The sequence below is a fragment of the Snodgrassella sp. CFCC 13594 genome, assembly GCF_001590725.1.
Taxonomy (GTDB): domain Bacteria; phylum Pseudomonadota; class Gammaproteobacteria; order Burkholderiales; family Neisseriaceae; genus Snodgrassella.
In genome coordinates this window covers 1-14,059 of sequence record NZ_LQXR01000010.1, presented here as the reverse complement: position 1 = coordinate 14,059, position 14,059 = coordinate 1, and the positions used below count along the sequence as shown (strand labels likewise).

Here is a 14,059-nt window from a genome sequence, read left to right as displayed (position 1 = left end):
AAAAATCTATGAAATAGCTAGGGCTTTAGATATAAATCGACAAGATTTGCTACCACATACAATTTAATAAATTTCTATTTAAATGCAAATCATAGTTATGTATTTGTTAATAAATGTTTGAAATTTTCATGAATTTGAGCAGCAGCTTCATCAGGATTTACTTCCCATAAAGCTGCAAGCTTATTAAGAGCAGGTTGAACCTGGCCTGGTAATAAAGGAATATTAGAATTCACAATAAATGGCCCATCCGTTTCAGTTAAAATCATATTTTTAGGAATGTGCTTGACTAGCTGCCGTCCCTTTTCTGTTTTTAGCATTCGCTCATTTATTGAAAACCAGCATCCAGCTTTCAAGGCCTCTCTTAACTCAGAAAGATTACCTGTAAACCAATGCAGTACTGGTATACCGTTATCAAAATTTTCACTTAGGAGTTCTATGACGGGCTTTGTTGCTCTGAGGCTATGTATCGTTAAAATTTTAGCTGATCCGCTATTAGTTTTTTTTAATATGTGTGAGAAAACCTTTTTCTGCATTTCCCAATGATTTCGAAAACTAGGGGAGCCATCTAGTCCAATTTCACCAATATATCTAGTTTGATTAACTAGTGAATCAAACAGCTCAAGCTCCTTATAGCGCTCATGAGCTATTTGCGGGTGTAAACCCAATGCTGTTTTAATTCTTTTACTATGACGAGCTAGTTCATCCGTACCATACCACGCTTTAGGCGTTGTTGTTACCGATAATATATAGCTTTTAGAATCTCCACATGCTTTTGCTACAGCATGTGGGTCATCATATAAATCTAAATGGCAATGAAAATCAATGTAGGGGTAGATCAAATATTAACACCTAAAGATTGCGACTTTAAATAGTCTTCAACTTCTTTAAATCCTCGAACCACCGTATCTAGAATTTGATTTCTGACATGTAAATCAGTAGGTAATGCTCCTGACTTAGATATCCAAATTTTAGGATTTCTTACCTTTTTCAATTTTCTAATAGCTAGAATCATTGACATAAGGTCATCACGATTATCTGGATCCTTTACTACTAAATCCAATTGTTTATAAACATAATCTACTGTTTGGTCAGGTATAGAAGCTGAATGGAACGATGCTCTTCTTATTATACACGGAACACACTTTCCGCACTGAATCCCTGTTCTTTTCCATTTACCACAAGACACTGTATCTTTGGCGATTTGCATCAAAACTGCCTTGTTTGAGCAATTTTTCATCATCTCACCTTTTGTCAAAAATTGGTAAGGATTTTCAACAAATACGGGTAAATGCACTCGCTTAAACAATTCGTTTAATAGCTTCATATAATGGGGATGGGTTGTTCTAGTACTCAATGAACCAATTCGACGCGGAGTAAGAGGTGGATTAATAGAGATCAAGCCATTTTCTGGCACATATAAGGTTGTTACTTTACCTGCTTGATGATGTTGGCTGATTGCAGTACTGATTAATGCGCCGAAAGCTATGAAATTAAAGCTTCTAGTCCTCATTTGTACGTCAGTTGGAATATCACCAGCCTTTCTTGGATATGCAATAACTTGAAATTTCGAATTTCTCAAACCTAATAAGTTATATAGATTATCCTGTTTAGACTTATCTCTAGCATAAGCATGACTAATGAGTACTGGATGAATATTTTTAGAAGTTAGATCAATAATTCCGATAGCACTATCTAATCCACCAGAGAAAAGGCATGCAGAGTCATGCCCCGCTAGAGGTATTTTACGACCACGTTTTATTTTAGTTGGCCAATCAAAATTCCCCGCCCTAAATTCAAAATGCCATAAGTCACCACTCAAAAAGTGCATAATTTCTGACAATAAACCAATTTCTTGAAGCCATATAATAGGATTTATTAGAGGAATTGAAAGCCTAAATTCTCGGCACCATCCATCTTCAGCCTGCTTATTTCTTTCAACAAACGTATCAGCTGCAGTAATGGCCATAGCTATAGTCAGGAAATCTAGCGCTGTTTCATCTAAATCTTCTTTGATCCTTCTTATTTCATTTAGTAAAGGGCGACCAATACTTGCATATTCCCCATTTTTTGCCGGCGAGCCATATAAGTGAATAGGAATCAAACTGTCTGATAAAGGAGGTAACTGAGTGTTGTCTGTATCAAAATAGAGCTCAATCATTTAAGTGATCCTCCCATTCACCCCAAATATCTTGGATAGCATTTTTTTGTATTGTTTCAATGTCTTGTTTGGAAAGTGTATTGATATTTTCCAAATGACTTCCAAAATTCAAATCTACTGATGTCTTTATTAATTCCAATAAGCTGGATTCGATCATTTCTACTTTTTCTGGTGTATCAGCTTTATCAAATGCTGTTTTAGAATCTAAAATAATTTGTTCGAAAATACATTGGGTCAGGTAATTAATCATCATATCCACGATAATATCATCAGTAATTTTTGAAAAATCAAATGTCGATAATCCATCTAAAGCCTCTGCTAGAGCTTCATTCATAGCAGCTCTAATACGCTCTGAATCTCCATTGACATCGATGATAGACTCAATAATTTTATCAATTACCACATCTACAGGTTGTCCCTGTAAATCTGAAATATTTAGGGAATTAGTGTCTGTACCTGATTGCAATGACCTTAAAGTATCAAATAAAGTGCCGCCACCACTTATCATAGAGCTAAATCTTCTTGCCCCGTTAGATTTACCACCAGTGGCACTCTTGGCATAATGGCCAAGGGCTTTTTTTAGAGTATCCGTACTTCCTCCGCCAATTGAAACAGCTTGTCCTAAGGTAGCTCTAAAACCTCTGAAACGTTGCTCTAATTGATTGTTACCTGGGCCTTGACCATCATTGTCAGCCCATGAAGGCACTAATGGTGATTTACTACCTGGCCCTTTACTTGAGGTTGATGTTCCCATGATTTATATCTCCCTTAATTTTTTGGAAACCATTTTTCTTTACTTATCAATAGGCTAAACCATGGAGTTTTTTCCACCATGACCGTGTTCATGAAATGTATAAACTGAGGTCTAGTGTCTTCTAGTTCTCTAGCTAATAAAAATGCGCCTATGAAACCATTTGGTTTTGCCTCCCAATGAGTATGTTTATTTAATTCATCTAATATTAGATTCATCACTAATGACTCTTCACCTATTGGAATATTCCTAATAGCTTGAATTGCTGCTTTAGAAGAAGAATGCGTAACTTTCAATAAAGTTTTTAATGCAGCTTCACCATCACTAGATAAGCCTTTTGTTATAGTTCTTAAAGGTACAGTCTCTTTGCTTAAGTATACTAAAGGTCTAAGGTTTACACCTTTTAGCTTTGGTTCTAGGCTAAACCAACTAAATAAGAAAACATGATGCTCTTCCCATTCCTTCGGTAATTTGTTTTTAAATGTATCTATATCATTTGTTAATTCTTCTAATTCTTCTAATATTTTAGGTTTACCATCTGATGAACTGTTAATTGTATTGTATAAAAGAGAGACACTTTTTGAATTACAACATCTTTCAAATAAAGCCATTTTGGTGATTAACCCAATATCGTTAGGCATTTTTCTAGCGCTAGCAATCATTTGACGCATACTAATGACATTAAGCATTCTTTTTACAATTCGTGGATTACCCTCAATGTATTTATTCTCAGCTAGAAGATGTGCTATACGGTCAGAGACATAAAAGTTGTTAGAGAGATTAAGTGTATTAACTGCCTGTTCATCTAATAAGGCAAGAGCATCTTTAACCTTAATTGGATCATCTTTCCAAGAAAGCCTCAGATTCGACTCCAATTCATTTCGAAGATTTTCTAGCTTTGCTGTTTCTGTTGCATAATTTTCATGGATAGATGCATACAATAAGAATAAATAAGCTCGCACTTCTCTTGTACTAATACGAGGTACTTTTACAGGAAACTGAATAAGTTTATCTAGATAGTCAGTTATATGTCTTTCATCAATCCCATTAAAATGATCTTTAACAGCGAATCTCACCATTTCTTCGTCAGCTGCTATCACAAAAGCTGTGTTTTTCATGAATAAAAATAGTCGTAATGATTCAAGGGTCTCAATGGTTTGCTTTGGAAGACATCGATCTAAATTATCAACAAAGACAATTACTTTTTTATTCAATGATTCCAATAATTCTTCAAATTCATTTTTTAAGGCTGTTATTTCCTTAGGTGCGGTACTTTTTTCTTCGTTAAGAATATCTTTTAAGCTTTCTTGTCCTTTACTAATAACTTCAGTAATGTGAGTTGCATCTTCTTCACTAGCATTGCCATTGATACCGTTACCAATAGAATCAATGGCTTTTGAAAGTAAACCAAATGTAGGAACGCCAAAAGCTAAAGCCGTACCTTCGGCAGCCCAACCTAGAGCACGCAACTTATTAATTCTTTTTCCGATACTTAATGCTTTTTCGTATAATTTTTCATCTTGTTTGACCAATTTTGAAATTTCAGTATTAATGACCTCTAATAGTGAAGCCCTAGCGTCATCAAAACCCTGATATAACCAAGCATCAAATCTAATAATTATATAATCATCATGGTTTTCAATACGTTCTAAATTGTTTTGAATAAGATTTAAGATCGTAGATTTGCCAGTACCCCATGATCCAAATACGCCTATTGAAATAGGTAACATTTGCGGATTTTGAAGAACATTAATAATAATTTCTGATGCTTCAGAATAGTTTAAAAAGTCTATTTTAGATTCTATATCCGACCACATAAATTGGACCCAAAAGTTATATTTTTAAAGAATTTATATGAAATTTATAATTTAAGATAGTTTTCATTAAATATATTGTTTATTCGATATATTTCATTGTTATCTATCTAATGAGCGTATTTGATAAACGATGTGCCCATCCTTGTAGTTCGTGATCAGGAGTTTCTTGATTGTTGGAGTTTATTTTAGGATGGTTTAACGTATTATTTTTATAGCAAATATGCTTAAAGATTCCTTTTGGCCAACGTAAGCATTGAGTAACAATAAGCTCAAGTACTTTTGCTCGATCAGAATGATTCCATTGATTTAAGTCTTTAATCGATAAAACACGAGTTGAGAGAGGTTTCTTATTGTCAGAAATATCTACTTCTAAGATCACAATATTTTGCCCATTAAATTGAAAACTGACTTCTGCGATACATCTAGGATTACCATCAGTCTTTATATGTTTGGAGTGGCCTTGAATGTTAGGTAATTTGTGAAGTTGAAAGCTAAAATTTTTAACTGATTTTTCTTTGCAAAAAAATCAATCATTTGTTGAAATGCAGAGAAACGGTCAAGATACACATGAAGAACTTCAGTTTTATCTTCAACACCATTGAATTCAGCAGAGGGGAGATAGTACCCTCAGAAATAGGTTCGTTGGTGCTAACTTCCGATGTCGCATTAGTGGATGGTAAGTCTTGATCTTTTGTACCATGATTTCTATGCCTAGTTTTTTTAGAAGTTTTCCTTGTTTCAATGGCCTCTAGGAAGTCGAAGTGTGTCGGTACAACATCAATGATTTGAACATCATCTTCAAGTAATTGCTTAGGGCTTGTAATAGCATGATGAATTCCAGCTCTTGCAATCGTGCTGTAAATTAACTCATTGGGATATGGTGTAGGGAAATTCAACATATTAATTCTACTATCACATTGATTGCACCCAAGTTTGAGTATTAAAAATTAAATCACTTGATTGAAGAATGTCATAAAAATTTTGAGATTTTTGCTTTTGAGAAAACTTAAACCTTAAATCATCTGACGGTAAGCTCATCCATTCACGTTGTTTTATTTTTTTGAGATTAGTTTTTTCAGGCCTAGTTTCTTTATCTGTCTCAACTTCAGTGAGCCAATTCGAAACGATAGGCATGAGTTCTTGCATATTAAGATGGGGGAAGTCGGCAAAGGCTTTTTTGATCGTAGAGATTACTTTAGATTCTGGATATCCAGTGGCAATAAGTAGGTTATGCAATCTTTGTGCATGTACATTTCCATTATATTGTTCAACTTTTTCTTGTTCTTCTTCTATTTTTTTCTGAAGTAAAAGTAAGGTTTTATCGACATATGGAATAGTTAAGTCAGAATAGAGTGCGATGCGATTAGGATCTCCAGACTTAAGTGCTTCTATCATAGGATGGACAAATTTGAGTTCATCCTCATAAACTTGTCTAAGCAAACTAGGTGTTATTCTTTCTAATCCTGTCATGATCGCTCGGCATTGAGCCAAAACAAAAAGTTTGACGACTATATCCAGTACGCCTTGAGAGAGTTCATACCAACAGTCTCGAATTTCTTCACTCAGTTGTTCTTTATGGGTGAGCCATTGATATTTCCAAAGTGCATTGGTGAAAGCCATCCATTCTGTTCTAGTCGTAGTATTTGATAATGGGGGAGTGTTCTTCATAGGTTCCCATATAACAGCCCCGAAACCAGCCCCACGACGTGCTGAACGCAGATCACCATCGAATATAAATTTGGCTTTAGGTGTGCCGACCATAACCACGGGCAAACCTACAACATTGATTAAGGTGACAAAGAAGTTCAGCATTTTTTCAGCACCACCTGAATTCTTATGAATTTTGAATTCATGATTCTGAGCATTTTTTAAATTAGCCATAAAAAATCCACATATCTATGCTATTGTAAAGCATAACGTATGTGGATTTTTTGAGCAATTTAGTATGAAACTTTATTGAGTAGTATGATACTTTATTACTCTCATACAGTAGCCTATGGTCAGACAAAATAGTTGTTAACTGGTGGCGGATAAAAATCAATGGTTTAAGTTAATTTTTATCCGCTAAAATCACAAAATAGTTCTTAACTATATTATGGGTAATCTTTCTTATTAAAAAATAAATTACAAAATAGTTGTTAACTATTCACAAAAATCAGCAGTCTTCCTACCGTCTAAGTTTACTACATTGTATAATACATCATTAAACATAAGTGAAGTTTAGATACTTTAAAGAAAATGAATGCAACAAATGATCAAGATATTCGTCATGCTTTACATAGTAGATTGCAAAAGCAATACTACGTTAAAGACGATCATTTAGTCGTTGATGAGTTACCTTTAGAGCATGGTCGAAATCGAGTAGACATCGCAGTATTTGATAACTGTATTCATGGTTATGAAATTAAAAGCTCTAAAGATAATCTGCTTAGATTGCAAAATCAGTTATCACAATATTCAAAAAGCTTGCAAAAAGTTACTTTTGTTGTAGCTGAAAACCATTTCAAAGATGTAATGGTTTCTACCCCCGAATGGTGTGGACTTATTTTAGTGACAAAAGGTCCTAGAGGAGGTGTAAGCTTTCGCTCGATGAGGAGAGCTAAACCTAATCCAAATGTAGATTTTTTTAGTTTAGCTCATATTTTATGGAAGTCAGAGGCTATTGATCTGCTATATCAATATGGTGTTACAGAGAGACTTGAATATAAAACTAGAAAAGAACTGTATAAGCAATTGAATCAAGTTATGACTGTCCAAGAATTAGGTTTGGAAATTAAAACTAAATTATTGAAGCGTGGTAACTGGAGAGCTGATAAACAACCTTTGTCATATGATGATTGATTGCCACTTGCTTCCACGTTCCTAAGTTTCCAAAATTTGCGTTACCGTTTGCAGTATCATGAATTCGTTTATCCCCATCAGAAAAAGGAACTCCTTTGTAGCCTGGTAGGCCAATAACATTTGCACAGAGAGAGACCATTTGGATCTCATTTCCTCTAAATGCTTTAGCTTTTAAGACATACCAATGTTGAGGTAGTGTATAAATTAATTTTGCTGATGGGTTGACCTTCCGCATATCCATAGGAGGTAGAAATTCTATATTATCAGTTGTGTAATCGCCAAAAGTTGGCAATTTATCTTTGAATTTATTTATAAAATAAGGATATAGCATCCATTCATGACGAGTAAATAATCCACCTGGTTGTTTAATTTCTCTTAAATTCAATGAATGAGCAGCTATAATAAAAGAACGATAACTTTTGAGGTTGTTTATCTTATTAATTTTCATGAAGATGAGGTTAGAGAACAGAGGGTATGGTTCAAACTTATCTGGTACTTTTAAATCAATAATCAAATCAATCTCATTTATGTTCAAATCAAACATCTTCAATATTTGATCAATTTCACTATTTAAAGTCGGCTTATCCAAATCTTCTAAAAAAAGTCTTAAAGCAATACCACAATTCTGAGAGCTAATAATTGATTTAATTTCTGTTAAATACCAAGTGGACTTCTGGAATGAGATAACGGGAATTAGTTTACACCCCATAGCTAGGGCTTTTGTATAGACATATTTTATAACATTTTCCCCATTATCCATGATCCCTTGCTCGATACTGTCATGAAAGTCTAGAAGAGCGAGTCTAGCTCCCCATTTATCTTTAAGGCGTTTTGGCATAGGCTCAATGTGTTCTTGAATAGTTTTCTTTAACCGCTTTTCTTCAAAATCATATTCGATTGGTGGCATGATTATATAAGGGGTAATAAGATCTTTAATCTCTTTTTTGAGTTTAAACAATGCTTGGTATTCACTTTGTCGCCACTTTAAGAAAGGAACATAATGGTTACTCAAAATCATATTCATCACCCCAAAATAGTTTTCGTACTTGCTTTAGTCCAATTTTCTCATTAAATATTTGATAATTATTATTTTCTTTTCTTAATCTACCAGCAATAATGCTTGGATGAATATTTAGATTTCTAGCATCTTCATTTAAGGTATCTTCATTGATATAGAACCTACACATACACATATCCCATTGTTCTGAAGGAATTAGGTTGTTAAGAGCAAAGTTGTCAGCTTCAATCTCAACCTCATCTGTAGCTATACCAACGTCTTCATCAACTATAGAGGTGCGTTCCGCATTCAGATGAAGAAAAATATGCCCTAATTCATGGAAAAGAACAAACCAAAAATTATCTAGGCGATCTTGTCTTAATGTGAGTCCTATTACAGGAATTGAGGTGTTTGGCAAAAGCATTGCAGCGCCATCAAGATATGTAGATGGTAAATGCGGTTCTACAATTAGTATGATTCCTTTTGATAAAAGAAATTCTTGAGCTTCTAGAGGTCCACTAGAATGAGTAGAAATTCTAACTAACTGATTTAGCCAAGATGAATCTTTATTAAATTTTGGAATCTTTATTTGCTTTGTTATCTCTTTCGCTTTACTGAGAACCTGAATCTGCCATGCAAGCAATGAGTATTCATTGGGAGAATTTCCATTAAAGTGAAACTTTCTATGTAATGCTAATTCATATTGCTCGTTACCAAAAAGATCTGTAAACCGTGCTTTGATTGCACTTATTGGATCAATATTGCCTGATAGTAACCATTTGCGTTTTAGCATTTCTTTAATTGGAAATTTATTCCAATTAATTGGAGACGTATGTACAGTTAAACTATTCGATATTTTTTCTTCTAAAAAGTCATTTATTCTCAATAAAGAAATAGAATCTAAATGTCTATAGAGGTAATCTTCCTGTCTTTTTACCTCCTCAATACTAACATTTAAAAGTGAAGCTATATCTTCTTGAGAGATATCATTAGCTATTCTGATATAAACTAGATTTTCTGGATATTTTAGGACTTCTTTCTTTACAGGGATCTTGTGTTTAAAATTTTGGCTAATTTCTAAGAATTCATCTCGCTCTTCAATCAATTCATTTAAAAATACATTTAAAGAATCTAATTCTAATTTTAATAGAAAGGAATCTACAGATGTGTCTTTCTCTACATCAGCTATTGTGGCTTGTATCTGTTTAATTTTTTGTTCTGTTAGACTTAATTCAAAAGAGTTTAAAATCATTTTTATACTCCTTGATTTGGTAAGGAAAATTCAGTTTGAAGATCTATTACAATAATCCCTTTTTGTTGATTTGTATGTTTTTCATTCTTAAAAAAATCTTTAAATAATTTACCAGATGCTCTTTCAGTACGATTGGGAAAAAGTTCTCCACCGAAACGTGCTTTTTGTGCGGTAGTTCCATTACTCAAATCTAAAAAAATTGGATCGACTAGAGAAAAATCAACCTGTTCAATACTCCAACATGCATCGAAATCACCTGGCATATCCTTTTCTGTTACATAGCTACCATCAAGATATAAATATTTACATCCTGACTGAGCTAATAAACTAGCAGCGGAAACAAGCCCATTAAACAAGTTAAGTCTATGAGAGTTAAATGCTAATCTTTGTTCGATTTCTTGTAGGGTTGCGATGTGCTCACCTGGAGGCAAAATTTGCCATGGCGCCCCACTCAGTGGTTGAAAATTAGGTAACATAATTCTTAGTATTTGATTGTTTGACCAATAAATTATAGCAAAAGTAAAATGTTTTTTCTTGTGAAATAGTCTTATAAGTTGATAATTTCCTTTGGTTTAGATCAAGTCCTTCAACCCATTCATAATCCTTACAGCCCAATTGTTAACTGATTCTGAAGAATCGCTTCCTTGAGTTGCAAACCTTGGATGGACAATATGGGTATGAGAATGTATGCCAAACACATCATTGAACAGAACATTAGGCCAGGACAATGATTTTGCGACAAGATGTTTTTTAATATCATCTAAATAAACTTTCCAATCATCGGTTGTCAGATGAATCAATTTAGTCGAAATACTCTTAATGCCATCAGCGGTATCTAGTTCAATAAGTAGAAAATCTTTTCCCCTTTGAGCAAGATGTACAAATTTAATTGTTCGTAGTTTATTGTTAGCAAGCTTATGACATTCTGAACGTCCTACTTTCATAAGCTCATGGGTTACGGATTCATAAAGCGTACATTGATGTCCAGACTGGAGTATTTCAATCATTGAGTTGAAATTATTATAGCGTTGAGCATACTTCTGATCGTAATTTGTATAGTCCTTTTTGCCACCGACATCGGCAGCAGGTAAATCACCTGCATAATTTGCTTCGTCTGTACTGACTAAATATCCTGAACCAGACTCATTGTCATCACTACCATCTTCTGCTTTCTGTCTAGTAATTTTGGTTTTGCCTTTCTTATTTATTTCTAATGGTTTAATGAAACTTACCCAGGATTCATTACCATTTAGAACTCGAATTCCTTGCCTTATTGAAGCTGTTGCATCATCATCAATACTAGGGTTTAGAGAGTCACTATATTCTGGCTTGTAGCCTTGTTCAGATTGCTGTCCTTGAGTCTTGATTTGTATGAAAGATGGGTGTGAAAAAGTAATGTTTGTTGGAATGTTAGAATCGATTTCGATGCCAACAATTTCTTCTACAAGAAAAGCCTCTTGTGATGTGTTATACCTTCCTCGAAAATGTAATGTCCAACCAATCATTGGTGGTGGATCAAACTGGAAAATCCATTTTTTCCATCCATTCTCATTCTTGAGCTGAGTGTTAAGGTAACGGCAGATGCTTTCAAATGATTGTTTTGCATTTGAATCAAGTAGTAACCAAGCAAGTAGGCATTGGGTCCCTTTTTGGTTAACCAACTTTAAAGGCATTGTATTATTTTCTAGAAAGACAATTAAGTTTCCATCTTCATTCTGAATAACCTCAAACTCATGTTGGATTGTGGTTGTAGAGAGGCTTGCCCTACAAAAATAAGAGTTAATAAGGAAAAGCGTGCGAGCTAACTCAAATTGAGGAAGATGAATTGTGGCTTGATCTGGTCTCTCGATGATAAAGCTGGTTTGTATTCCCTCAAAATACGCAAGGTTTGAATCAGTCGTTAATTCATCAAAATATTTTAAGCATGATGGTGTAAGGGTATTTTCATTAGACAATGTAATCACTAGGTTTGGTTGGGATAATTGTCGTTCACTACAGTTTAGCTTTTTACCTCTGATTAGCATGGCCGCATTACTGAAATTGGTAAATTTTTTTTCCTGTTTTGGTGAACATTGAAGGTTGATACTCCATATTTGAGATCTTGAGCCTTTAAAAAGTCCGCCAATATGTGACACGGTTACATTATGATCGAATTGATTAATTCTTGCTGTCATCAGTTTTAAAAATTCCAGATAGTTTTAAAATTTTTGCTGCATCAGGAGTTATTCTTTCTTTACTGAGTCCCGCTAAACGAAAGACTCGCCATAAGTGTAATTGTTGATTATCTAACGATAATGATTCAACAGCTACACAGACTCTTCGTAGTTGATATTCAGTGATGCTTTCAACATATTTCATTAAAAACTGTTTAACTAATGGGAGCTTGTTAAGATTATGTTCTATTGTTGAATGCTGCGGTAATTGCATAAGATACCAGTTTGCAGAATGTCTCGGAGTACTTAGATCATCTTTAGATTGATGTAAAATTCGTAGTAATAGTTTTACGTACACCCGATCTCGTTGAGGCCATTCCACACGGGTTTCAGGTGCTTGTTGGATTATTTGATGTTCTGAGTTAAAGCTCTGGAGCCACTGATAATCATAGCGATACAACGATGCATAGATAGCGCCTCCATTTCGTATAGAACGACTTACTTTAATACCATTTTCTAGAACTAACTGTTGCCATTGTTCTCTATATTGTTCACGTTTAATTATATCTAGGGTATCTTCATTAGGTTGAAGCCGCGCGCGAAAAATGCTGCGCACTTTGTGCAATAAACGCTTTTTGATTTTATTTCATACAGTGTAACAGCGTTGCAAATCCACACCACCAGATGCAACTGCAACAGACACCAAAAGCGACGATAGCGTCGCTTTTTCCTTATCAATCGTTTGGCGTGTAATTACAAATCACCAACTCACCGCTGCTATTCCGATATTTTGGATCGCTCGGTATCGTGTAGACCAGTTCTAAGCGCCGCTGCCAGAAACCTGCAAACAAAGTCCGAATGTCGGGGTGATCATTGATTGAAAGCATCATCTTGCCTTTGATGTTGGCCATTGCCTCGGCCAACTGCTGGTATTCAGCCCAATCAAATGCCCGGTCATAACCAGCCGTCTGCCAGTATGGTGGGTCACAATAGAAAAAAGTATGTGGTCGGTCATAGCGTTTGAGACATTGCTGCCATGATTCGTTTTCAACATACCCCCCAGCCAGTCGTTTTCGGGCAACTTGCAGCTTGGCACTGATACCGGTGGAGTCAAATGCTCGCCCAGTCGTTGCTGTACCAAAATGCTGATCCTTTGTTTTGCCGCCAAAAGCATTGTGTTGGAGATAATAGAATCGCGCCGCACGTTGAATGTCTGTCATCATGTCGGGTGGTGTAGCTTGAAGCCGGAGAAACACCTCGCGACTGGTCACTGCATAATCAAACTGTCGCACAAATTCATCAAAATGATGCGGTACGACACGATACAAATTAACCAGCTGGCCATTCAAATCATTAAGCACTTCCACTTTGGCTGGTTGTGGCCGCATAAAAAACAAAGCAGCACCACCTGCAAAAGGCTCAACATAACAAGTATGGGCTGGAAACAATGGCAACAAATGTTTTGCAAGCCGCCGTTTTCCGCCCATCCATGGGATTATGGGCGCGGGTTTGGTATTACTGGGCATCGGATATTGTCCTTCTTAATTCGATGCTCAGTGGCATTCTGGGTTGTTAAAGAGCCAAAGCTATTAATGGATTTACATCGTGGGCACTTTATTTCTAAAGAGCCTGTACCAATGGCCAATAGCTTATTGCAGTTTTTGCAACGATATTTCATTTTCGCAGTTTCCTAAGTTGCTCGTGATAAAATGCCGCTGCCTCGCGAGGTGGCGGCCTTGAAGTCAACGCAGGCCAAAACTGCTTGGCTGGCGTGCCGGTGCTCCAACACCGGCACGTCGCCGTCTTTACTTTATTTATGTCTATTCAGGTGCAGTTGGCTTATCTGTAATCAATCCTTTCTGGTACTTCAACAGTGTCGCCCTGTATTGACGCCACGCTTTGTACCCAGCCTCACCTGCAGCCGTTTCTTCTTCAGAATCGGCAAAATCAATCAAATCTTGATATTCGCTGATTTTTTGAGCCGCTTTATTAAGCAGTTCGATGATTTGTTGCTGTTTTGCTGATGCTTCTTCAGATGCTTTTTGTGCTTCCGATTCTGCTGTCATCGTCCATTGTCCATCAACGAATAT

At 35.5% G+C, this 14,059-nt stretch carries 15 protein-coding genes and 1 pseudogene; 1 reads left to right on the top strand and 15 read right to left on the bottom strand.

All coding sequences use genetic code 11. The annotated features are described in order from the left end of the window. Positions 1-95: 95 nt before the first annotated feature. The 7 genes and pseudogenes from qatD to A2F46_RS07080 all read right to left on the bottom strand — a co-directional run bounded on the left by qatD (position 96) and on the right by A2F46_RS07080 (position 6,607). On the bottom strand, positions 96-839 hold the full coding sequence (qatD, locus tag A2F46_RS07105; RefSeq protein ID WP_066568580.1) for a Qat anti-phage system TatD family nuclease QatD: 744 nt from the start codon (positions 837-839) through the stop codon (positions 96-98). Continuing rightward, positions 836-2,158, bottom strand: coding sequence for a Qat anti-phage system QueC-like protein QatC (gene qatC, locus A2F46_RS07100; protein WP_066568574.1), 1,323 nt, complete (start codon positions 2,156-2,158; stop codon positions 836-838). Before qatC ends, qatD begins: the two co-directional genes overlap by 4 nt. Then, positions 2,151-2,912, bottom strand: coding sequence for a hypothetical protein (locus A2F46_RS07095; protein WP_066568573.1), 762 nt, complete (start codon positions 2,910-2,912; stop codon positions 2,151-2,153). The genes qatC and A2F46_RS07095 overlap by 8 nt, the downstream gene beginning before the upstream one ends. 14 nt (positions 2,913-2,926) lie before the next feature. Beyond that, a complete protein-coding gene (locus A2F46_RS07090; protein ID WP_066568570.1) occupies positions 2,927-4,726 on the bottom strand; it encodes a P-loop NTPase fold protein in 1,800 nt (599 codons plus the stop codon). A 103-nt stretch (positions 4,727-4,829) separates the two neighbouring features. After that, positions 4,830-5,234: pseudogene (locus A2F46_RS13435) on the bottom strand (Tn7-like element transposition protein TnsE); the annotation flags it as partial. A 22-nt stretch (positions 5,235-5,256) separates the two neighbouring features. Next, positions 5,257-5,625 (bottom strand): hypothetical protein, encoded by a 369-nt coding sequence (locus tag A2F46_RS12540; protein ID WP_197457606.1) that lies wholly within the window; start codon positions 5,623-5,625, stop codon positions 5,257-5,259. Between the two features lie 13 nt (positions 5,626-5,638). Continuing rightward, positions 5,639-6,607, bottom strand: coding sequence for a hypothetical protein (locus tag A2F46_RS07080; RefSeq protein ID WP_197457594.1), 969 nt, complete (start codon positions 6,605-6,607; stop codon positions 5,639-5,641). 357 nt (positions 6,608-6,964) lie between these two features. Here A2F46_RS07080 and A2F46_RS12315 point away from each other — a divergent pair, with 357 nt between their 5' ends. Beyond that, positions 6,965-7,567, top strand: coding sequence for a sce7726 family protein (locus A2F46_RS12315; RefSeq protein WP_156471594.1), 603 nt, complete (start codon positions 6,965-6,967; stop codon positions 7,565-7,567). On the opposite strand, the gene A2F46_RS07075 is transcribed toward A2F46_RS12315, so the two are convergent. From A2F46_RS07075 to A2F46_RS07045, 8 genes are all read right to left on the bottom strand, one after another. Next, on the bottom strand, positions 7,506-8,585 hold the full coding sequence (locus tag A2F46_RS07075; protein WP_066568568.1) for a beta family protein: 1,080 nt from the start codon (positions 8,583-8,585) through the stop codon (positions 7,506-7,508). The genes A2F46_RS12315 and A2F46_RS07075 overlap by 62 nt on opposite strands. Beyond that, entirely contained in the window at positions 8,572-9,816 is a 1,245-nt protein-coding gene (locus tag A2F46_RS07070; protein WP_066568565.1) for an ImmA/IrrE family metallo-endopeptidase, read from the bottom strand. Before A2F46_RS07070 ends, A2F46_RS07075 begins: the two co-directional genes overlap by 14 nt. Positions 9,817-9,818: 2 nt before the next feature. Next, positions 9,819-10,292: a hypothetical protein gene (locus tag A2F46_RS07065; protein ID WP_066568563.1), complete on the bottom strand. Its 474-nt coding sequence runs from the start codon at positions 10,290-10,292 to the stop codon at positions 9,819-9,821. A gap of 96 nt (positions 10,293-10,388) precedes the next feature. Further along, positions 10,389-11,990 (bottom strand): Tn7-like element transposition protein TnsE, encoded by a 1,602-nt coding sequence (locus A2F46_RS07060; protein WP_066568560.1) that lies wholly within the window; start codon positions 11,988-11,990, stop codon positions 10,389-10,391. Beyond that, positions 11,974-12,585, bottom strand: a complete 612-nt coding sequence (locus tag A2F46_RS07055; protein ID WP_066568557.1) for a TnsD family Tn7-like transposition protein — start codon at positions 12,583-12,585, stop codon at positions 11,974-11,976. The genes A2F46_RS07060 and A2F46_RS07055 overlap by 17 nt, the downstream gene beginning before the upstream one ends. 118 nt (positions 12,586-12,703) lie before the next feature. After that, on the bottom strand, positions 12,704-13,495 hold the full coding sequence (locus A2F46_RS07050) for a DNA adenine methylase (protein WP_066568556.1): 792 nt from the start codon (positions 13,493-13,495) through the stop codon (positions 12,704-12,706). Next, the gene (locus tag A2F46_RS12050; protein WP_082783615.1) at positions 13,465-13,647 is read right to left on the bottom strand and encodes a Com family DNA-binding transcriptional regulator; all 183 of its coding nucleotides are present in this window, start codon (positions 13,645-13,647) and stop codon (positions 13,465-13,467) included. Before A2F46_RS12050 ends, A2F46_RS07050 begins: the two co-directional genes overlap by 31 nt. A 142-nt stretch (positions 13,648-13,789) precedes the next feature. Beyond that, positions 13,790-14,059 (bottom strand): hypothetical protein (locus A2F46_RS07045; protein ID WP_231867741.1); only part of this gene is annotated, 270 nt, incomplete at its 5' end.